Origin of the sequence: Glutamicibacter sp. MCAF14 (genome assembly GCF_052114325.1) — a bacterium.
Classification (GTDB): Bacteria; Actinomycetota; Actinomycetes; order Actinomycetales; family Micrococcaceae; genus Glutamicibacter; species Glutamicibacter arilaitensis.
In genome coordinates, this window is record NZ_JBFREO010000008.1 from 38,232 (window position 1) to 58,960 (window position 20,729).

The 20,729-nt window shown below is 57.5% G+C and carries 22 protein-coding genes; 12 read left to right on the forward strand and 10 right to left on the reverse strand.

The window, feature by feature from the left end:
• Positions 1–40 precede the first annotated feature (40 nt).
• Complete coding sequence (locus AB4Y71_RS15375; protein WP_441721684.1) at positions 41–262, reverse strand: hypothetical protein; 222 nt, start codon at positions 260–262, stop codon at positions 41–43.
• Between the two features lie 56 nt (positions 263–318).
• On the opposite strand from AB4Y71_RS15375, the gene AB4Y71_RS15380 reads away from it, so the two are divergent.
• Complete coding sequence (locus AB4Y71_RS15380; protein ID WP_441721687.1) at positions 319–873, forward strand: LuxR C-terminal-related transcriptional regulator; 555 nt, start codon at positions 319–321, stop codon at positions 871–873.
• 18 nt (positions 874–891) lie between these two features.
• Here AB4Y71_RS15380 and AB4Y71_RS15385 read toward each other — a convergent pair whose 3' ends face one another.
• The 3 genes from AB4Y71_RS15385 to AB4Y71_RS15395 form a co-directional block, all read right to left on the reverse strand.
• Positions 892–1,431, reverse strand: coding sequence for an SH3 domain-containing protein (locus AB4Y71_RS15385; protein ID WP_417367064.1), 540 nt, complete (start codon positions 1,429–1,431; stop codon positions 892–894).
• A 273-nt stretch (positions 1,432–1,704) separates the two neighbouring features.
• Positions 1,705–2,205 (reverse strand): ferritin, encoded by a 501-nt coding sequence (locus tag AB4Y71_RS15390; RefSeq protein ID WP_417367062.1) that lies wholly within the window; start codon positions 2,203–2,205, stop codon positions 1,705–1,707.
• Between the two features lie 145 nt (positions 2,206–2,350).
• On the reverse strand, positions 2,351–4,765 hold the full coding sequence (locus AB4Y71_RS15395; protein WP_441721689.1) for a Tex family protein: 2,415 nt from the start codon (positions 4,763–4,765) through the stop codon (positions 2,351–2,353).
• Between the two features lie 144 nt (positions 4,766–4,909).
• Between AB4Y71_RS15395 and AB4Y71_RS15400 the strand changes: the two genes are divergently transcribed.
• Together AB4Y71_RS15400 and AB4Y71_RS15405 are read left to right on the forward strand one after the other, a co-directional pair.
• Positions 4,910–5,212: a hypothetical protein gene (locus AB4Y71_RS15400; protein WP_441721691.1), complete on the forward strand. Its 303-nt coding sequence runs from the start codon at positions 4,910–4,912 to the stop codon at positions 5,210–5,212.
• 43 nt (positions 5,213–5,255) lie between these two features.
• A complete protein-coding gene (locus tag AB4Y71_RS15405) occupies positions 5,256–5,666 on the forward strand; it encodes an RNA-binding S4 domain-containing protein (protein WP_441721694.1) in 411 nt (136 codons plus the stop codon).
• Here AB4Y71_RS15405 and AB4Y71_RS15410 read toward each other — a convergent pair.
• On the reverse strand, positions 5,663–7,612 hold the full coding sequence (locus AB4Y71_RS15410; protein ID WP_441721697.1) for a prolyl oligopeptidase family serine peptidase: 1,950 nt from the start codon (positions 7,610–7,612) through the stop codon (positions 5,663–5,665). The two genes, AB4Y71_RS15405 and AB4Y71_RS15410, sit on opposite strands and share 4 nt — an antisense overlap.
• A gap of 57 nt (positions 7,613–7,669) precedes the next feature.
• Between AB4Y71_RS15410 and AB4Y71_RS15415 the strand changes: the two genes are divergently transcribed.
• A complete protein-coding gene (locus AB4Y71_RS15415) occupies positions 7,670–8,227 on the forward strand; it encodes a DUF1697 domain-containing protein (RefSeq protein WP_441721699.1) in 558 nt (185 codons plus the stop codon).
• Between the two features lie 59 nt (positions 8,228–8,286).
• Positions 8,287–8,943: a trimeric intracellular cation channel family protein gene (locus AB4Y71_RS15420; protein WP_013349995.1), complete on the forward strand. Its 657-nt coding sequence runs from the start codon at positions 8,287–8,289 to the stop codon at positions 8,941–8,943.
• Here AB4Y71_RS15420 and AB4Y71_RS15425 read toward each other — a convergent pair.
• The gene (locus AB4Y71_RS15425) at positions 8,940–10,196 is read right to left on the reverse strand and encodes an MFS transporter (protein ID WP_441721702.1); all 1,257 of its coding nucleotides are present in this window, start codon (positions 10,194–10,196) and stop codon (positions 8,940–8,942) included. The two genes, AB4Y71_RS15420 and AB4Y71_RS15425, sit on opposite strands and share 4 nt — an antisense overlap.
• Before the next feature lie 14 nt (positions 10,197–10,210).
• Positions 10,211–10,768: a TetR/AcrR family transcriptional regulator gene (locus tag AB4Y71_RS15430; protein WP_441721705.1), complete on the reverse strand. Its 558-nt coding sequence runs from the start codon at positions 10,766–10,768 to the stop codon at positions 10,211–10,213.
• Positions 10,769–10,900: 132 nt separating this feature from the next.
• On the opposite strand from AB4Y71_RS15430, the gene AB4Y71_RS15435 reads away from it, so the two are divergent.
• The 3 genes from AB4Y71_RS15435 (at position 10,901) to AB4Y71_RS15445 (ending at position 14,035) form a co-directional block, all read left to right on the forward strand.
• Entirely contained in the window at positions 10,901–12,418 is a 1,518-nt protein-coding gene (locus AB4Y71_RS15435; RefSeq protein WP_441721708.1) for an MFS transporter, read from the forward strand.
• Positions 12,419–12,712: 294 nt separating this feature from the next.
• On the forward strand, positions 12,713–12,916 hold the full coding sequence (locus tag AB4Y71_RS15440) for a cold-shock protein (RefSeq protein WP_013349999.1): 204 nt from the start codon (positions 12,713–12,715) through the stop codon (positions 12,914–12,916).
• A gap of 126 nt (positions 12,917–13,042) precedes the next feature.
• Complete coding sequence (locus AB4Y71_RS15445; RefSeq protein WP_189638379.1) at positions 13,043–14,035, forward strand: LLM class flavin-dependent oxidoreductase; 993 nt, start codon at positions 13,043–13,045, stop codon at positions 14,033–14,035.
• Here AB4Y71_RS15445 and AB4Y71_RS15450 read toward each other — a convergent pair.
• On the reverse strand, positions 14,022–14,504 hold the full coding sequence (locus AB4Y71_RS15450; protein ID WP_441721791.1) for a hypothetical protein: 483 nt from the start codon (positions 14,502–14,504) through the stop codon (positions 14,022–14,024). The genes AB4Y71_RS15445 and AB4Y71_RS15450 overlap by 14 nt on opposite strands.
• 21 nt (positions 14,505–14,525) lie before the next feature.
• Positions 14,526–15,770 carry an MFS transporter gene (locus AB4Y71_RS15455; protein ID WP_441721711.1) on the reverse strand — a complete coding sequence of 415 codons (1,245 nt, stop codon included), beginning with the start codon at positions 15,768–15,770 and terminating at the stop codon, positions 14,526–14,528.
• A gap of 237 nt (positions 15,771–16,007) precedes the next feature.
• Between AB4Y71_RS15455 and AB4Y71_RS15460 the strand changes: the two genes are divergently transcribed.
• The 4 genes from AB4Y71_RS15460 to AB4Y71_RS15475 all read left to right on the forward strand — a co-directional run bounded on the left by AB4Y71_RS15460 (position 16,008) and on the right by AB4Y71_RS15475 (position 18,958).
• A complete protein-coding gene (locus tag AB4Y71_RS15460; protein ID WP_441721793.1) occupies positions 16,008–16,484 on the forward strand; it encodes an Lrp/AsnC family transcriptional regulator in 477 nt (158 codons plus the stop codon).
• 135 nt (positions 16,485–16,619) lie between these two features.
• Complete coding sequence (locus AB4Y71_RS15465; RefSeq protein WP_441721714.1) at positions 16,620–16,883, forward strand: hypothetical protein; 264 nt, start codon at positions 16,620–16,622, stop codon at positions 16,881–16,883.
• A gap of 45 nt (positions 16,884–16,928) precedes the next feature.
• Positions 16,929–17,834 (forward strand): LysR family transcriptional regulator, encoded by a 906-nt coding sequence (locus AB4Y71_RS15470; RefSeq protein ID WP_441721717.1) that lies wholly within the window; start codon positions 16,929–16,931, stop codon positions 17,832–17,834.
• 59 nt (positions 17,835–17,893) lie between these two features.
• Positions 17,894–18,958: an enoyl-CoA hydratase/isomerase family protein gene (locus AB4Y71_RS15475; RefSeq protein WP_417367037.1), complete on the forward strand. Its 1,065-nt coding sequence runs from the start codon at positions 17,894–17,896 to the stop codon at positions 18,956–18,958.
• On the opposite strand, the gene AB4Y71_RS15480 is transcribed toward AB4Y71_RS15475, so the two are convergent.
• Positions 18,955–20,721, reverse strand: coding sequence for an FMN-binding glutamate synthase family protein (locus AB4Y71_RS15480; protein WP_134779540.1), 1,767 nt, complete (start codon positions 20,719–20,721; stop codon positions 18,955–18,957). The two genes, AB4Y71_RS15475 and AB4Y71_RS15480, sit on opposite strands and share 4 nt — an antisense overlap.
• Positions 20,722–20,729: the final 8 nt, after the last annotated feature.

Here is a 20,729-nt window from a genome sequence, read left to right on the forward strand (position 1 = left end):
AACGGTTCGCCCCTAAATTTATGCTCAAGAGCCTCTTCGGCTAGGCGTTGGAAGAGACTTTTTCGGCTGATTTCTCGTTGATTTCGATCTTTTCAGAAATCTTCAGCGATGGCTTCTTCGTACGGAACCGGTCGTTCCATACCCCGTACAGCCAGCGCTGAATCGTCAGCCAGGTCGCGCTAGACACCAGCACCGCGTCTGCGGAAGCCATAATGCCTGAGAAGAAAGGGAGGCCCATAACAACTGCGATGCCGATATGCATTCCAAGAATAGTAACCAACGCAATTCTCCGGCTGATCTTAGAGCGTTACTGACTCAATGTCCGAGGCTATCGAGTCAGCAGCTGAACTGCGACCGGATATCGTCATTTTAGAAGCGTCGCTAAACGGATCGAACCTGCTTGAAACCATCCGTTCCATTTCTGGACGCGCGCCAAAGACGAAGATCGTAGTCCTGGCCACCCGGTACAACCGTGAAGAAATAGCCAGGGCCTACGATGCGGGCAGTTCGGGTCTGGTCTCAAAGGATTTCATCAGCAATGAACTTCCGAGTGCCTTGCGAATGGTCGCCGCCGGATACCAGCTATTCGCCAAACCCGTGGACGGATGGGAAGCAACTGCACGAATAGTCCGCCGTTCAACAAACCAGGCGATCGTACGCAATCTCAGCGAACGCGACAGCAGCCTTGTGCGTTTGGTTGCGGCAGGATTGACCAACGTTCAGATATCGCGAATTTCGCATATCTCCGAAGGTTCGGTAAAACTCCATTTGGCGCGCATCATGGAGGAGCTGGACGTGACTAATCGCGTGCAGCTAGCTGTTGTGGCCGCAGAGTCTGGCTTAGTTTCCTCAGCAGATCTACAGATTGCCTAAAGGGTTCGTTACCGCTTATTAGTACACGGTGCGAAGCTGGCTGGCAGGGATCCACATTTCTTCACCGTCACGGTCAATCTGCCGCCAGGCACCCTGACGAGCAACTATAACCACGGCAGTATCCGCCGGGAGAATACGCACCAGCGAATAATGATCCCCCGGACCGCGACGCGCGTTCAGACCAATAGTGGTCAGCGCACGCTGATTAGGAACCGCAATCAATCCGCCCTTTGCTGGACGCGATGGAACCTGCTGCAAGTACATGCTTGGAACCCAACCCAGCAACTTACCGCACTGAACCTGGGACCACAGTCCCTGCTGAAGCATTGAACGAACCTTGGAACCCTGGTCAATGACCTTGAGCACCGGGTAACCAGTTCCGCTGCCTTTGCGAAGATTCAACGTTGCCGTTGTCACGTGGGTGGCTTCAATCAATGAATAACGAGAAAGAACTGGCTCGGCCAACTCATCCTCGTCCTCGGAAATTACAGGCTCGTCAAAGACCGCCGGAATCGCCTCAAGATAGACGTTAGGCAGCCAACCGTACGTTTGGTGCACAAGTACATGCGCCCACGAACCCTTGACCTCGATCAATACAAGCTCGGTGCCCTGATCTAAATGACTCTGTACAACGTAGTGCCGGCCGGCACCTTTGCGTAGCTTGAGTGAGGCAGTCGTCCGGTGGGTATTGGTAACGGACGACGTCCGAGCCGACTGATGTGGAAAGCCCACCTGGTTCACAACCACCTCAAATGAAAAACTTAGGGAAGCAACCAGCGGTTGCTTCCCTAAGTTTATTCCATTTTTAGAAGATGCGTACTTCGTGCCTTCTTACGAAGCGGAAGAACGCGAGCCGAGCTCTGCGTCCAACCGCAGCAGGCCGCTCCCATCGTTGCCGATCATCTTGACGCGGTCCAAGATTTCACCAACGGTGGCCTCTTCTTCAACCTGCTCGTCGATGAACCAGTGCAGCAGTGGAATCGAATCAATGTCGCCTTCGGTCTGTGCCAGTCGGTACAGCTCGCGAATCGCTTCGGAGACCTTCTGCTCATGGGCCAAGGAGGCGGCGAAGGCGTCTGCAACGCTCTTCACGTTCAGGGTAGGTGCTGGTTGCTCGCCAATCCGAGGATGCGCCGAGCGGTCGGTCATGTGGGTCATGAACTTCTCCGCATGCACGATTTCCTCGCCAGCCTGGGCGCGGAACCAGCCAGCGATGCCTGGAAGGCTCAATACTTCCATTTCAACTGCCAGCTGACGGTAAACCGTTGCTGCGGTTAGTTCGAGAGTTACCTGTGTGCTGAAGGCTTCTGCCAGTTTTCCTGTAAGTTCCATACCTAAAGAGTAGGCCCGTTTTCTCTGCTTGTCACCGAAGTTCGCACTCACTTAGTCCAAGCTGAATTAGGGAATCATCCCTAGTTGGGACCAAGTTAAGCTAGCCGACGCTAACCTAGGTTAGGTTTACCGAAGGGTTTGTAATCTACTTACCCAGACCTGCTCTACGCAGTGCTTCAGCCATTGCGGTGTTCCCCGGAGCAGCTGGCATATTCTTCGCGGGTTCATTCTTGCGGTTCTGCCCGTTTCGGTTTTGGCCCGGACGCGCCGAACGTCCGGCAGCGGCTCCCCTGCGTTCGCGCGGCCCGTTGTTCTGTGCAGCTTCACCGGCAGCAGGAAGCTCATCATCCAAACGCAACGTCAGCGAAATACGCTTGCGCACGGTGTCCACTTCCAGCACCTTGACCTTCACGATCTGCCCGGAGCTGACCATTTCGCGCGGATCCGAAATGAACTTGTTGCTCATCGCAGAGACATGGATCAAGCCATCTTGGTGGACACCCAAGTCCACGAACGCACCGAAGGCGGCAACGTTGGAAACGGTGCCTTCCATGATCATCCCCGGCATAACGTCCTTGATGGTCTCTACACCCTCCTTCAAGGTGGCCGTAACAAACTCACCACGAGGGTCGCGAGCAGGACGGCGCAATTCAGCAATCACGTCACGAATGGTCGGTTCACCGAACTGCTCGGTGACGAACTCCTGCAAATTCAGCTCTTCAAGTCGGCGGCCCTGTGCTTCGGCACTGGACTGCAAGGTTTTGGCCAAGGCATAGGCTTCGGGGTGGACCGAGGACGCATCGAGTTTTTCCTTGCCACCAGTAATGCGCAAGAATCCAGCACACTGTTCAAAAGCTTTCGCGCCCAAACGCGGAACCTTCAGCAAATCCTTACGGGTAGCGAAAGGACCGTTGGCGTTGCGGTGATCCACGATGTTGCGGCTGAGCAGCGGTCCCACACCGGCCACGCGAGCCAGCAAGGCTGGCGAAGCGGTATTGACGTCAACGCCTACGGCATTCACGCAGTCTTCAACCACGGCATCCAGTGCACGATCCAGCTTCGAAGCGGTGACATCATGCTGGTACTGGCCTACGCCAATGGACTTGGGATCAATCTTCACCAGCTCAGCCAGCGGATCTTGCAAGCGGCGAGCAATCGATACTGCGCCACGCAACGACACATCCATGTCCGGCAGTTCTTGGCTGGCCAGTTCAGAGGCAGAGTAGACCGAGGCGCCAGCTTCGGAGACGATGACTCGGTCAACGCCCGCGCCGCCGAGCTCCTTGATGACTTCTGCCGCCAGCCGGTCCGTTTCACGTCCGGCGGTGCCGTTGCCGACAGCGATCAGCGAGGTGCCGTACTTCTTTGCCAGTTTGATGAGCACAGCCAGGGATTCATTCCACTTATTGGCGGGAGCATGCGGATAGATCGTTGCCGTTTCTGCCGACTTGCCGGTCAGGTCCACCACGGCAACCTTGACCCCTGTGCGCAGGCCTGGGTCCAAACCCAGTACTGCCTTGTTTCCAGCCGGTGCGGCCAGCAGGACATCGCGAAGATTTGCCGCGAAAATTTTCACCGATTCATCTTCAGCCGCTTCAAACAAGCGTGAGCGAAGGTCGGATTCGAATCGGGTGAGCAGGCGGGCCTTCCACGCCAAACGCACGGTCTGCGAAATCCACTTCGCAGCTGGTGCACCGGTTGGAACATTCAGTCCCAGCGAAGAAGCAATCGCGTTCTCATACCCACTGCGTGCTTCATCCAAAGCCGCCTCATCGCGTGGATCGGCTTCAGCCAGCTGCAGGTTCAGCACGCCTTCGCGTTCGCCGCGCAACAATGCCAGCACGCGGTGGGATGGAAGCCGGTCAAGATCCGCCACGTAGTCCAGGTAGTCCGAGTACTTGCCTTGCCCTTCTGCGGTGGCACCTGACGCGGCGCTCGCACCAATCTTGCCGGTATTCCACAGACGTTCACGCAGTTCGCCAGCAAGGACGACATCCTGTGAAACACGCTCGGTCACGATGGAGCGCGCACCCGAAAGCACGTCTTGGTCCGTGGAGAATCCTGCCTCTGCATTCAGGTAGTCGGCAGCTGCCTGCACCGGGTCCGTCATTGGGTCCGAGAGCAGCAGATCAGCTAGTGGTTCCAGTCCTGCTTCGCGGGCAATCTGGGCCTTGGTGCGACGCTTGGATTTGAACGGCAGGTAGAGGTCTTCAAGTTCAGTCTTGGTGCTGGCCTGTGCAATAGCTTCGGCAAGCTGGTCGGTGAGCTTGCCGGCTTCAGCGATGGCTTCCAGAACTGTTGCGCGGCGCTCCTCCAGCTCACGCAGGTAGCGCAGGCGCTCTTCGAGCAGGCGCAGCTGACTATCGCTGAGCATGCCGGTAATTTCTTTTCGATACCTGGCAATGAAAGGAACGGTCGAGCCAGAGTCCAAAAGCTCAATGGCTGCCGTAATCTGCCAGGTTGCTACCTTGGATTCAACGGAGAGTTCCTGGGCCAATTGAGCGATGATTCGCTGCTTGGTGGCACTGTCATTTGCGGTGTTCTTCTGCTCGCTAGTCACCGATCCATTGTGCATCACCTCCTGCAATCTTCAGATGATCGACTCGGTTGGCATTCAGCAGAATCTCATTCTCAATGGCTAAGATTTATTGTTATGGGGATTGAGAAAGTTCGGAAGCTAGCAACGGTAGTTGCTATCTCAGCTATGGCATTGTTGAGCACCGGTTGCGCGTTTGTTGAGGATACTGCCAACGGCGCAGCTAGTCAGCTCACCGACGCGGCTTCTAAGGAAATCGTGCGTCAGGCATGCGCCCCGGTCCAAGACGGCACCATAGATGCCAGCGAATTGCGTGTTCTTTCTTCCATCGTGAAATCTGTTCAGGGCGGTGGGCTGCCGCAGGAACTAGTTGATGTGCTGCAGGAACTGGCTAATTCCGGAGATCAGGCACCTGAGGCATTGCAAGAGCGCCTAGTTGAGATTTGCGACGACGCAACGGTGTCCACCTAGTTTTAACTGCGGCTCTAACAGGTCGCTGATCTAGACTTTTGCCATGGTCCAAATTCCAACAAGCGGCAAAGTTCGTCTCGATGCATGGCTTTGGGCAGTACGCATCTATAAGACCCGTTCTGCCGCAACTACTGCGTGCCGTGCTGGCCATGTGCGTTTGAACGGCGACCCGGTCAAAGCGTCGCAAACCGTTGTGCCAGGCGATCGCATCCGTGTGCGCAAGGACGGATTCGACCGTGACTTGGAAGTCAGCGCACTGATTTCCAAGCGTGTTGGCGCACCAGTTGCCGTCAAGTGCTACATCGACCACACTCCACCGCGAGAACGCCTGATCATTCCGCAGGTCCCGATTCGTGAACGTGGCGCAGGGCGGCCTACCAAGAAAGATCGCCGCGAAATGGATCGTTTGCGGGATTCTTGGCAGGCCCCTGATTCCGGTGTTGATCTGCCCTAGGACAATTCGATACTTGGCACGTCGGTCTGGAACTTGAAGATCTGCGCGTAGAAAGCCAAAGAGCTTTCCAGCGCCTTGATGATGTTCTGGGACTTCCGGAAACCATGCTGTTCTCCTTCGAAGAGAATGTACGCATGGGCAATGCCCCGTTCGGCGAGCGCCTCGGCCACTACTTGCGATTGTGCCGGCGGCACCACCTTGTCCTCATCGCCCTGCAGGAGCAGGACCGGGCAGGAGATCTTCGAGACGTGGTTGATCGGAGCGCGTTTCTCATAGAGGTCTGCGGCTTCCGGGTACGGTCCGACCAGCGAGAACATGTACTGCGACTCGAAGTCGTGGGTGTCCTGAACCAGTCCTACCAGATCCGAGACGCCGTATCGGCTGATGCCTGCGGTGAAGACATCCGAGAACGTCAGAGCGCACAATACGGTCCAGCCGCCGGCGCTGCCGCCTTCGATGCCGATGCGTGCTGGATCCGCAATTCCCTGGGCAACCAATGCGTTGATCACCGCGACGGTATCGGCCACGTCCACCACGCCCCAGGCCTCGCGCAGGCGATTTCGGTAATCACGTCCGTAGCCGGTGGAACCGCCGTAGTTCACGTCCACCACCCCGATGCCGCGTGAGGTGTAATAAGCCACCGTTGCACTGAGCGTAGGTGAAGCTTGGCTTGTCGGTCCACCATGCACAAAGGTGACAAAAGGCGGCAGTTCCCCTTCCATCCCCGCGTAGCCTTCTTGGGCTGGGCGGTAGAGCAAAGCGTGGACTGACTGCCCGGAGAGGTTCTTGCACTCGAATTCTTCAACCTCAGGAAGCATGGACGGCTCGGGCAGCTTCGCGATGGCACGGGTCACCGCGTGATGATCCAAGGTCTCAAGGTTGATCAAGGTAATTTCTTCACCTTGGGTCATCGATGAGGTACCGGCAAGCAGCCAACCGTCGCGCAGTGCGAAAGGACGGACTCGGGTGAAGGGCAACGCCAGATCTTCTAAACCGCCGGTATCCGAGTGCAGTCGCGCCAGCTTGGTGGTGCCAGTCCCGTAGGAGCACAGCAGTGTGTGGGCGTTTTCTACCAAATACCAACTGGTTCCCACCTGCCACAGCGGACCGGCAAATTCTGCTGGGCGGTCTACTAACCTGGTGGTGCGCGCCGAGCTGTCCTGGTAGAGGTAAGGGTTCCACCAGCCGCTGGCGTCAGAGATAAAGGCCAGCTGATCATCATCGAGCCACTCTGGCTGCATTACCGAGATTTCTTCGCCCCCGGCAATGACTGTGTCCTCAAGGATGCCTTGCTCAGTGAAGTCAGCCAGGTGCAGTTGCGTGGAATCCCACGGCATATTCGGGTGTTCCCAGCTGATCCAGGACAGCCGGGTTCCAGCTGGGTTCAAACGCGGCGCTGCGACGAAGCGTGCAGGTCTGCTCAAGATGCGGATCTTGCCCAGATCGTTAGCTGCGCTGCCATCAAGCGGGATCTGCACGATGTGGCGCACCGGTTCAGCCCGCAGGTCTTCCATAATGGCCAGAACGGTGCCTTCGGGTCCTGGGGTGAACTCAGCGAAGCGCAGCTTCGGATCCGCGTTCTCACCACTGGCCGGAGTCAGCTCAATGGCATCGTGTCCGCCTGCGGTCTGGGAGTAGACCCGCTGGTCAGCGAAGTTCGCAAAGACAACGGTTGGGGTGGCGCCTTCGATCAGCATCCAGCTGGACCCACCGTATTCGTGGACCCGCGAACGCACATTGAATGGAGCCGCAATGAGCTCAGCACCGGGTGTTCCGTCGGTGCCGTATTCCATCAGCGTGATGCGTCCGCCTTCGGCAGGACGGCCTTCTTGGACAATGAGCTTGTCCGCAAAGAAGCAGGCGCCTCCCAGTGGTTTGGTTCCAGCGGCAACTTCTTGCGCGGAAATTGTTGATGGCCATGATCCAAAAGGTAAGTGCTGAGGCATGTTCTTGATCCTAGCGATCTTTCGCCTGCAAAACGATGCTCGACAAGCATCAATCGGATGCGCTTGGATTGTCTTATGACTAGATACGCCGTATTTCTGCGTGGAGTAAACGTCGGCGGGGTCAAAGTTCTGATGAAAGATCTGACGCAGCTGCTTCTGGATGCTGGTTTCACCGAGGTGAAAACACTTTTGGCCAGTGGCAATGTGGTGCTCAGCGTTCAGATCACCGATCCGCTGGCAATCCAAGAACAATGCAACGCGCTCTTGGCATCTCATTATCAGCGCCCGATTCCCACGCTTGTTTATACCGTTGAAGAAATCCAGCAGCTCTCCGCGGCGTTCCCGTTGCCTTTGCCGCAGCCAGCTGGCGAGCATCATGGGTACTACACGCTCTGCGAAACGGCACAGGATGCCCAAGAGATTGGAACGGCCATCGATAGGCTGGCGAACCATGGTGAATACGCTATCCAGGGCCGTGCGGTGGCATGGATTGTCCGCAAGGGAGAAAGCACCACTAATCCCATTGGCAAGCTCATGGATGCGCAGGCAAAGCAGCGCATCGTGAGCACACGAAATCACAACACCTTAGTGAAGGTCGCAAAGATTCTCATCTGAGATCAATGGTGCGCAATAATTGTGCCTTGTCCGACCGATTGACCTGTCAGAGGCCTTGAATGTACATCCTGATTGAACTCATTGGCATTTTCTTTTTCGCCGTCGCGGGTTCCCTGATGGCCGCCCGCCGCGGTTTTGACCTGCTCGGGTCAGCTTTCCTTGGCGGAGTCTGCGGCCTAGGTGGCGGCGTGGTCCGAGACTTGATTCTCAATCAGTCCCCGGCAACATTCGCGCATCCGATCTACTTTATTCCACCGGTACTCGCAGCCCTATGCGTTTATGCATTCACCCCGTCGGTACAAAAGCTGCACCGGCTGGTCCAGCTCTTCGATGCCGCCGGACTGGGACTGTTCTGCGTCACCGGTACGCTCAAGGCTTTGGAGAATGATTTCAATCCGGTCACCGCGGTCCTCCTTGGCGTGATCACCAGTGTGGGCGGCGGGTTGATGCGTGATGTCATTTCCAACGTCACCCCCGATTTGTTCAATCCCCGCGATATCTATGCCTTAGCCGCCATGGTTGGTGCGGCGCTCACAGCCGTGGTGTGGCATCTGGGGATCATGAATGTTGCGGTGGGTGCCGGGATTGCCGGTCTGGCTTTTGCCATCCGTGTGGCATCCATCCGCTTTGGCTGGTCGGTCCCACTGGCCGCCGGCCATTGGCATCGGCCCAATCCCACGCCTCCTGCCAGCGACGGACCGCAGCGTCATTTCTAGTTGATGCGTTCCAGCTTGCCCAGGTCTTCGGTGCCCGGCGAATCATCTTCGATAGTGCGCGGAGAGTTGATGATAAATGCTCCGATCAGCATCACGATGACGCAGACACCGAGCATGGAGAAGGCCGCGCCCCACGAATCTGTGGCTTTTTGCACCACTCCGAAGAGCATCGGAACTACCGCGGCTCCGGCATAGCCCAAGCCTTGGGCGAAGCCAGAGAGCACGCCGGAGCCGTAGGTCGTGCGCGAGCGCAGGTTCATCATCAGCAAGGCGATCGCGAAGGTTCCCTGGCCTAGGCCCGCAAGGCAGATCCACACCGCAGTGTTCTGGGTTGGCGAGAGGTAGATGCCAAGGTGTCCGGACACCCAGCAAGCGGTGAAGATCAGCACGGCGAAGATCGGGTGTTTCAGGCGCGGAACCCATAGCGGCACCAAGAGGCTGACCGGCAAACCGAGGATTGCAAAGAGCGCAAGCATATTGCCTGCTGCCAGCTCATCCAGGCCGCGGTTCTGCAGGTATGGCGGAAGCCAGGTGAAGTAGACGTAGGTCTGCGCTGAATTTCCAGCCAAGAAGATTGCCAAGCCCCAGGCGACTTTGGACTTCCAAGGATTGATCTTGGCAATAGTTTGCGGATGCCCGCTGGCATGGACCGGGTTATCCGGACGCTCAACCCCGCGGTCGGCAAAGAGCTGAACCAACCATGGAATCAGGACGATGCCCGAGAGCGCGGCCCAGGAACCGATGGACATCTGCCAGCTGGTGAGGTCAGCCAGTGGAACGGAGAACTGCGGGGCCATCCAGGTGCCAATGGCCAGCATCGTGACGTAGCCGCTGGTGACCATGCCGATTCGATCCGGGAAGTACTTCTTAACCAGTGGCGGCAGCACCACGTTGCCCATGCCATAGCCGGCGAGGGTCACGATGGACAGGCCCAGGAAAGAGTAGACCTCTGGCATGAAGATGCGGGCAATCTGGCCACTGACGGCCAAGCCCAAGGAGATCATCAGGGTTGTTTCCAAGCCGAATGATTTGATCAGTCGTGGAGTAAGCAACCCGAAGACGGCGAAGGCGATGGGAGCGAGCATGGCCAAAAGACCGGTGGTGAATTCCGTGAATTGGATATCCGTTTCAATGCGGGAGAGCAATGGGGATACGGAAACAACTGCTGCGCGTAACGACAGAGCAAGTAGCAGGATGCCAAGAAGCGCTCCAACTCTTCCTGCGCGTGGAGAGACAACGCTGTCTTTTTTCATTGCTTACTTCCTGCTCATTTTTTGTTGAGATGTCCCAACTTCTTGATACTAGTGACTAACTCTAGTAAGCGATCCAGCTCACCATCAAAATTCCGTTCGTACCATGTCCCGGGCAGAGCGAGCTGGGCATAGAGTCCTTCTCCGGTGAGCATCACCAGATGTGCCACGTCCTTGCTTCCCACTTCGTGCAGAATGCACTGGTACCAGCGCTCACTGGTGCTTTCGATCTTCTCTGATGCAGCCTTGTTTCCGGCTTGCGCCAGCCGCTGCAAGGCATTGAGATAGCGGTCCAGGTCGGTGTTGACTTCCGCGCTGGTGCGCACGTAATAAACCGAGGCTCCTTCAGCAGAGCTGGACATGCTTTCAATGTCTTTGGCGATGGGTTCTTCGCTGGCCTCGATCACGGCGTCGGCCAAGGCTTCCTTGGAGGCGAAGTGGTAGAGCAGCCCCCCTTTGGAGACTCCCGCTCGGGCTGCCGTTGCTTCGAGCGTGGCAGCACGGTCTCCTTCTTCACACAGCAGTGCGATATAAGCATCGAGCACTTTGCCGCGGGCAGCAGGTGGGCGCGCCATGGTTCTCCATTCCAAAGTTTATTGGTGATCGATCTGACCTTACCAATAATTGTAACTATACCGTCCGGACGGTACAGTTAATAATTGCGGTAACACTCCGCGCATCCGCTTACGACCCCAAGGGCGAACGTCATGACTTCAAATATCTCCTTACGAGCATCAGTGCTGAGCAAGCCGCGCCGTTGGGCGGCACTGGCGGTCTTGCTGTTCCCCGTACTGTTGATCTCCGTGGACAACACCGTGTTGTCCTTCGCTGTACCGGCAATCACCAAAGCCCTATCTCCCTCGGGCAACCAGCTGCTATGGATTATCGACATCTACCCGCTGATCCTGGCCGGCCTGCTGGTACCCATGGGCTCACTAGGCGACCGGATCGGCCGTCGCAAGCTATTGCTGATCGGCGCAACTGGCTTCGCACTGGTTTCCGCCCTCGCTGCTTTTGCCACCGACGCCACCCAGCTGGTGGCCGCCCGTGCACTGCTCGGCGTCTTCGGCGCCATGCTGATGCCAGCCACCTTGTCCTTGATCCGGAACATCTTCCCCGATGATGCTGAGCGCCGCACAGCCATCGCGGTATGGGCTGCAGCATTTTCCGGCGGCGCCGTGCTCGGCCCAATTGTCGGCGGCGTGCTACTGGAGCACTTCTGGTGGGGCTCGGTATTCCTCATGGCCGTACCGATGCTGCTGCCGCTGCTCATCGGCGGAATGATCCTAGTCCCCGAATCCAAGGACCCGAATCCCGGGCGTGTGGATCCCTTCTCAATCATCCTGGTGGTCTTCACCCTTCTGCCCTTTGTCTACGCCATCAAAACCGCGGCAACTTCCCCGTGGTATTTCTCGGCGGCGGCAATTGCGCTGACCGTGCTTTGCGGTGTGACTTTCGTGCGTCGACAGCTCAAGGCCGAACAGCCCATGCTCGACGTCCGCTTGTTCAGCAACGCCTTGTTCTCCGGTGCCCTGATGGTTAACCTGATCGGCATTTTCTCGCTGGTGGGATTCATCTACTTCGTTTCCCAGCACCTGCAGCTCATTGCCGGCTTCTCCCCCATGCAGGCAGGTCTGTGGATGACCCCTGGCTTGGTGCTGACCATGGGATTCGGGTTGCTCTCGGTGGCCCTGTCCCGGCGCTTCGGCACCCCGAACATCATGGCCGTTGGCCTGATTCTTTCCGCCATCGCCTACCTGCTAGTGATTCTGGCTGGGGAAGGATCCAATTCCTTCATGCTCATGGCTGCCTTTGCGGTCTTGGGTACCGGCATCGGCATGACCGAGACGCTTTCCAATGACATGGTGCTGGCCGCCGTTCCAGCTTCCAAGGCAGGGGCCGCTTCGGCGATCTCGGAAACCGCCTACGAAGTGGGATCCGTTTTGGGTGTCGCAGTCTTGGGCACCATCTTGAATACGGTGTACTCCGCGCGACTGCTGGTTCCAAGCTCTTTGACAGCCCAGCAGGCCCAGCAGGCAGGTGAGACATTGGGTGGTGCACATCAGCTCGCAGCAACCTTGCCAGCCGGCGATGCCCAAACGCTCTTGGAATCTGCTACCCACGCCTTTGATCACGGCGTATTACTTACTTCCGGCATTGCCGCGGTGCTGTCATTGCTGGCTGCAGGGGTAGTATTCCGCGTCATCAAGCCCGCATTTCGATGAACCTGGTGAACCAGTTTCCCAAATTTTTGATTAATTGGTTCAAAGTTGTTCAATTGTCGTCAGCAAACACGTAGGCTAGGCATTGTAGTTCCAAAGTAATTCGCGAAGTACCCGTTAGAAGTTTGTGAATGTCGTACCACCTCGGTTGACGCGAGCCCCTTCTAGACGTGAAGTGAATGACTTGGCTGCTTCGCATTATCAGGCTTCCAACCCGGACTCCTGAGACGTGCGTAGATTACAACCAAGCTCGCCAACTAAACCGGCGAGAAACGTCTGAAAGGACCAAATAAGAATATGGCAACCGGAATCGTCAAGTGGTTCAACGCTGAAAAGGGCTTCGGCTTCATCGCTCCAGACAGCGGCGATCCAGACGTCTTCGCACACTTCTCTGCAATCCAGACCCAGGGTTTCCGTACCCTGGACGAGGGCCAGAAGGTGGAGTTCGAAGTTGTTGAGGGTCCAAAGGGTCTGCAGGCTGCAGACATTCGCGCTCTCTAAAGAAGGTCTTTGGCACTAACGCCAGACTTAGCCAAGAAACGGTTATCCGCACTGCGGATAACCGTTTCTTGCGTTTGGGATAGGAATTACAGGAATACTTCCTGGCGATCACCGGTTATACCAAGTGTGAAGCTTTCTATTTTGGATCTTGCTCCGGTTGAACCTGGATCAACTATTTCCGACTCTTTCAAGTCCTCCGTCCGTTTGGCGCAAACTGCAGAGCGCCATGGGTACGAACGCATCTGGTACGCCGAGCACCACAACATGCCGACCATTGCTTCCAGTGCGACCTCGCTGCTGATCAGCCACATCGCCCACCACACGCAGACGATCCGTCTGGGTTCTGGCGGCATCATGCTGCCTAACCATTCGCCTTTGGTGATTGCCGAGCAGTTCGGCACGTTGGCTGAAATCTATGGCGATCGCATCGATCTGGGTCTGGGACGCGCACCCGGTACCGATATGACCACTTTGCGCGCCCTGCGCCGTGATCCGTCAGCCGCTGATTCCTTCCCGCACGATGTACTGGAATTGCAGGCCTTCCTGGCCGGGGAATCCAGGATTCCAACGGTGCAAGCGACCCCCGGCGCCGGAACCAACGTTCCGCTGTATATCTTGGGGTCTTCGCTCTTCGGTGCCAAGCTGGCGGCCCAGTTGGGCCTTCCGTATTCCTTCGCTTCGCACTTCGCACCAGCGGCCTTGCATGAAGCGATCCGCGTCTACCGCGAAGAATTCACCCCGTCCGAGCAGTTGGCCGAGCCATATGTCATTGCCGGAGTGGGCGTAGTTGCCGCGGAAACCGCTGAACGCGCCCATGAGCTGCTGGAAGTGGCCAAGCGCCACCGCGTAGCAAGCTTCCTGGGACGCAGCGCGAAGAAGGAGTTCACCGAAGCAGAAGTGGACATGCTCATGGATACGCCGCAGGCGCAGCAAATCCTCGACATGATGCGTTACACCGCGGTGGGCACCGGAGATCAGGTAGCTGAATACCTGCGCCACTTCGCTTCAGCAGCACAGGCCGATGAACTGATTACCATTCACTACCCCACCGGCGAGCAGGCTCGTCTGGATTCTGTGATGATTACCGCCGAAGCTTCCCAATTGGCTAGCGCGAAGTAATCCTCACCCAGCGTTTGGTGGCCATCACAAGCAAGGCTGCCAATGCGATAAATAAGAAGAATTCCACGCCAATATAGGCGTAATGCCATAGCGATCCGCTCTCGGATGATCCAGCAAGTACCGCATCGGTACGTGCTGAGAGTCCCGGGCGGATCGCTACGGTTTTAATCAAGAACAAGAGACCAACTGCTCCAACGCCCCAGCCCCACATCTTGTCGACGCCGCGCTTGATCGAACCGGCCAACAGCGCGATGAAGAACAGAATTTCTACCATGTTCATGGCGAAGAAAACACAACGGCCAATCCCCAGACCTAACGGGATAGTGATTCCCGGGGCCGTGAATTTTAGCGGTGCTTCAATGAATGAAATGCCGATGATCAGGCCGAGCCACAGTGCAGGAATAAAGATACGGGCCGCAACGGCCCACGTTGCCCCCTTGGCCGCAGGCGTTGGAAGAGGACTAGTCATACCTTCCACATTACGCGCGAATCAGCGTGCTTTGCGCTGTCCTGCCATGGCCCAGCTAGCCAGCACGGTCGCCAGTACGGCACAGAAGATGGAGAACACAAGAATGCTCTGCTGCTGTCCGAAGACGCTAACAGCCCAACCCAGCGCGATCACTGGAAGAGCACTGCCAAGGTAGGTCACCAGGTAAATCGTGGAGACGGTTTGGGCGTGCTGATGGTCGCTTACGGCGTCAACGGCTGAAGCAAAAGCGGTGCGGAAGGCGATGCCCTGGCCCAGACCCAAGAGAACCAGCGCAAGGATGGACCACACCAGAAGTTGGTGCTCCACGGCCAAGGCCAGCAGGATGACCGAGCTTGCCATCAAACCCAATCCGACAGGCAGCAAGACTTTGCCGCCACGAACTACCAGCTGCGAAAGCGCCGAGACACCCAAGGGCAGACCGGCAATCAAGCCAATAGCCAGCAACGACTCCAGTCCGAAAGCCTGAGCGAAGTAGCCCGGGGCTAAGGACAATACAAAGCCGAAGATGGCAAAGCTCAGGAAGCCCACTAGGGCAGCGAGCCAGAACTGCGAACGGGCAGAACTTGGAACACCCAAACGGCGTGGGGCCAGCGCCTTGCTTCGTTGCCCGCGTTCGGCCTGCGCAATGGCAGGCCGGGCCTGCAAGGTGCTCAATGGAATCAGCACCAGCAACAATAAGATTGCCTGCACCGTGAACACAGTGGTGCGCCCGCCGGGAAAGTCAGCCAACAGCCCACCAAGGACTGGGCCGAAAGCGACGCCGCCCGAGGACGCAAGGAGGGTGAAGCGCGATGCCCATTCGGGACGGGCAGGCAGCAGTTCACGCAGCGCGGCAGCGCTGGCACCGGTAGCCAAGGCGACGCCGGTACCTTGCAGTCCGCGGCCAAGGCACAGCTCCAGTAGGTTGCTAGCCGATCCGAAGACCAGGGTCCCTGCGAAGGAAATGACCACTGCGACCACCAATGCGGCCCGGCGGCCAATATGATCTGACCAATGTCCCACGGTTGAGAGGAACAGCATCAGCGAACAGACATAGCTGGCGAAAGCCACGGTGGTTCCCATGGCGCCAAGGTGCAGTTCAGCTTGAAGGGCTGGGTACAGCGGGGTGGCCAGGTTGGCGCCTACCAGCAACAGGAAGCTGACGGCTACGGTGATCACCAGTCGGGCGGTCAGCCCTGGATTCCAGGAGAGCACGCGGTGGTTCATTGGTTGCATGCGCAGCTCGCTGATGACCGACAAATTCACTCCCAGGATCAAAGTAGTTCAGAATATTCGGGCTTGAATATTGCCCAGAAAAAGTTTTTACCGGTGGAGCCACTCGCAGCCCCACCGGTTAGTTGAGCGTTCTGCTTGAGTTTGTCTACTGCAACAGATCGTTCAGTCACTAATATCCTCCGGTTGAAAGCAACCAGAGATATTTCTTGTTAGGATTTGAGCAGTTTGTTCAAAAAATTAACCCCTCAGTGGACCCGGAGTGAGCATATAGTGCGATTAGACGATGTAGACCTGAAAGTACTGCTCTCCTTGATCAAGGACCCACGCATCCAAATCTCTGAACTCGCAGATGAGGTGGGTGTTGCGCGCAACACAGCGCAGTCGCGTTTACGCCGTTTGCAGCGTGCGGAAATCCTTCGCGACGGCGGCCGCGACATCGACTTGAGCAAGCTGGGCTACGACGTACTCGCCTTCGTAACCCTGGAAGTGAATCACCGCGATCTGGATTCCGTAGTGACCGCACTGCGCCAGATCCCCAGCGTGCTGGAAATCCACGAGACTTCCGGGCGGGGTGACGCGTGGGTAAGGCTTATCGCCACCGACACCCACCAGCTGCAATCTGCACTACGCCAGATTTTGCGTGTCAAGGGCGTCACCCGTTCAGAAACGACCTTCGCGCTGCATACGCATTTGGCTTACCGTGCCGCTCCGCTGCTAGAACATTATGCCGAACATGACCACTAGGAAGTCATTCACCATCCACTGCAGAAAACAAGTCTTTCGTTTCTAGTTGTCGCGACCTACTCTGGTGATACGAGAAGTCACGAGGTAAATTCCCGGCTTCCGGCGGATCCCTCGTATTCGACGAAGGAGTACGCGATGACTAAGGATTTCGACACCACAGAGTTTGCGCCACAGTACGGCAACGACATCTACGAGCCGGATGACGGACGCGATTCCCAGGCATATGAGGGCTCAAGCGACATGCCCGAAACCATGCGCAATCTCGATCCGCTGGCACAGCGCAATTACCTCTACGATGATGATCTGGAAACCGAAGATCAGCTCGATAATGAATTCGCCGGAAACGACGATGATGACGAGGAAACCACAGAGCTTGTTGACCTTGAGGACGAACTCTAGGCCGTGGGCTAAGCAAATCTTTGGCTAAGGCCATAGACTTTAGAAGTGATTAATCCAGTTCATTTGCGCACATTGCTCGAAGTGGTGGCGCATCGTTCCTTCGCCACGGCCGCAACCCGCCTAGGCTACACGGCCAGTGCCGTCTCGCAGCAGATGACAGCACTGGAGCGCAGCACCGGAACCACGCTGTTCCTGCGCGGGGCACGTTCCATCACGCCAACCCCCGGGGCGCTGCGCATGGTGCGCCACGCCAAACGCGTCCTGACCGACCTCGACGCCCTGATGGCCGACGTCGCAACCATCTCCACAGAAACGACCGACCTTGAAGAAATCAAGCTCGGCATCTTCCCTTCCCTCGCGACCTACGCGCTGCCGCAAATCCTCAAGGACCCCGATTGGGCCTCCTTGGGTGTCAACCTGCGCCTGTGGATTGGCGAACCCCAGCAAACCGTGGCCGGCCTTGGAACTGGCGGAGACCTGGATTTGGCGCTGATCTTCCAAGTAGGCCCTGGCGGGCTGTCATGGCCAGCCTCCTTGGAACGCACCTGGCTGGGCGATGACCAGTTCCGTGTGGTGATCCCAGCTTCCTGGCATATCGCTGAAGACTCGCAGCTGACCGTGGACCAGCTGGCCGAATGGCCGTGGATCTTCCACCATCCTGGCACCTCTGACGCCACCTTGATTTCGCGATTGTTCTCTTCCTACAACATCCACCCGCAGGTCGCTGCGTACTGCGATGATTTCAACGCTTCGCTGAGCCTCGTCTCCTCCGGGCTGGGTGCCGCGCTGGTTCCTGATCTGGCGATGGCCAATGCTCCGGAAGGCATCCGCATCGTGGATGCCCCCGAGATCCGCTTGGCCCGCTCGATCTTTGCGCTGAAACCAGAAAATTCAAAGAAGCCAAAAGCCGCATTGGTCTTGGATCGACTGGCCCAGGTACTCGCCCAGTAGGGCGCTTCCTGAACCACACCGTCGTTTCAGTAGCTGTACCTAGAAAGAGGAAATCACTGGTGGAGAACCAAAGTCCTGCAACTGCTGCCCCGAGCCAGATCATCTCAACCGTGCACGGTCCTATCGGACATATCGAGTTGAATCGCGATGCGAAGCTCAATGCGTTGAATCTGGACATGCTCAATGAGCTGAGCCGGGTGCTGCGTGCCTGGGCCCAGGACTCCTCGATTTCTCTGGTATTGCTCACCGGCCGTGGACAGCGTGCCTTCTGCGCCGGCGGAGATATTGCAGATTTCCATGCGGCGATCACCACCGGCCGGCATCAAGACTTTGCCAACCTGCTGGCCACCGAGTTTGATCTGGATTATCTGATCTCCACCTACCCCAAGCCGTTGATCAGCTTGGCACATGGGATTACCATGGGCGGCGGCATCGGCCTGGCCTCCCATGCACCGGTACGCCTGGTAACTGCGAATGCCACGATGGGCATGCCCGAAGCGAAGATCGGCTACACCCCTGATGTGGGCGGGAGCCACCTGCTGGCCAGCGCACCGGGCCACTTCGGCGAATACTATGCCATGAGCGCGCAATCGTTCACCGGAGCTGATGCGGTGTTGCTGGGCTTCGCCGATGTCGTGGTCACCGAGGGCTTCGCCGAGAATATCCTCGACGAGCTCGATGAGTTCGTGGGACTGAACGCCGGTGAAATCGCCGCGGCCATCGAGGTGATGCACGGTGCACCTGAGTCTTTCGCGTTGGAAATGGATCAGGGCTGGATCGATCACGCTTTCGGAGCCGACACTCCGCAAGAAGTCTTCGATCGCCTTCAGCACATGGTTCACCCATCTGCTCAGCGCGCCGCCCAGCAGCTGGCAGCCAACTCCCCGACCAGTGTGGCCAGCGCGTTCTACAACGTGCGTGCAGCACGTGAAGAGCAGGATTTGCGTTCAGCATTAGACCGCGAGCTGCGGCTGGCCCGGTACTTGATGTACCGGCCGGATCTGGCTGAAGGCATCCGCGCCCAGGTCATAGACAAAGACCGCAACCCTACGTGGAGTCCAGCTTCCTTGGAAGAAGTGGATCACGCAGCATTGCGGTCTTTAGCTGAAGGGACAGAAGACTAGCTTTCGGCTCCTGGCCGGCCTTCTGGGCGAGTGACATCTGCATGCACCGGGTGGACCTTCGCGGAATCCTTGGGTTCAATCCGCGGTGCGTCTACGGCATCTTCTGGTTCGTGAACGGTTGCCGGGACGATTCCCACACCCTTGGGAGTTTGGTATTCCAGCGCCGCATGCTCACCGAAGTGATCAGCATCCGCCTCATCCCAGTCTTCCTTCCACGAGATTGGCGTACCTTCAAGCAGTTCGCCGGGGCGCAACCACTGGAACAGCGAAGCGTAGGAACGGGTGGACTGCAGGTTCACTCGACGGCGCAGCATTTGGGTGTTCAGCTGCTCCGGGCTGGTCAACCCCATTGAGGCCATGATCTGTGCGCATTCGGTGACGGTTAAGCGGTGGTAGTTGTAGACGCGGTGGCCCTTGTCTTCTACATCCAAGGCACGCATCAGGCGCTTGTTCTGCGTGGCCACGCCCACTGGGCAGTGGTTGGTATGGCACTGCTGGGCCTGAATGCAGCCGGTGGCCATCATCATCGAACGTGCCGAGAAGGTGAAGTCCGCACCCTGGATCAGACGTTTGATGATGTCAGATCCATTGGCTACCTTGCCTGCAGCGGCGAGGCGAATCTCATCGCGCAGCCCAGCACCAACCAGGGTGTTGTGCACCAGCATCAGCCCCTCGGTCAGCGGGGCACCGACATGGTCCTCGTATTCCAGCGGGGCGGCACCGGTTCCGCCTTCAGCGCCATCGATGGTGATGAAGTCGACCAGGATGCCGGTATCCAGCATGCCCTTGCAAATGGCCATGACGTCGGTGCGTGAACCGACACAGAATTTGATGCCCACCGGCTTTCCACCGGAGAGCTCGCGAAGCTTCGCGACGAAATGCATCAATTCGCGCGGGGTGGAGAATTCGGCGTGGCTGGCTGGGGAAATGCAATCCACGCCCATTGGCACATCGCGGGCCGCGGAAATTTCCTCGGTGACCTTGGCGGCTGGAAGCACGCCGCCCAAACCTGGCTTGGCACCCTGGGAGAGCTTGATGGTGATGCCTTTGACGTTCTCATGTTTCGCCTTGGCGGCGAAGGTTTCAGGGTTGAAGCGGCCTTCCGCGGTACGGCAACCGAAGTAGCCTGAGCCGATTTCCCAGAACAGGTCTGCACCGTATTCCAAGTGGTACTTGGTCAGCCCGCCCTCTCCAGTCTCATGGACGAACTCGCCCATCTGCGCGCCCTTGTTCATCGCAAGAACGGCGTTGGCAGAGAGCGAACCGAAACTCATCGAGGAGATGTTCATCAGTGAAATCTCATAGGGCTGGGTGCACTGGCTGGAACCGACACGGACACGGTGCTGGGTCGTGGCCGGGGCAACCGGAGCTGCCGAATGCAAGAGATACTCATGGCCGACTTCGTTGACGTTCAGCTCGGTACCGAAAGCCTTGTGGCTATCGGCGCCTTTAGCGCGTGCATAAATCAGCGAGCGGGTGTCGCGATTGAACGGACGGCCATCGGTATTGCGTTCAATGAAATACTGCTGGATCTCAGGACGGATGAATTCGAACAGATAACGGGCATGGCCGACAATCGGGAAGTTGCGCAGGATCGCGTGCTTCTTCTGCAACAGATCGCGAATGCCCAGCAGCACCAGCAAACCGGTGAGCACGACCAGGATCCACCACACCCATTCACCGGAGGTGCCGGCAAGGATCGCGGTCACCACGAAGCCACTGAATAGGACGGCCAGGAACAGAAGAACCACTATTCGCATCATGATGCGAG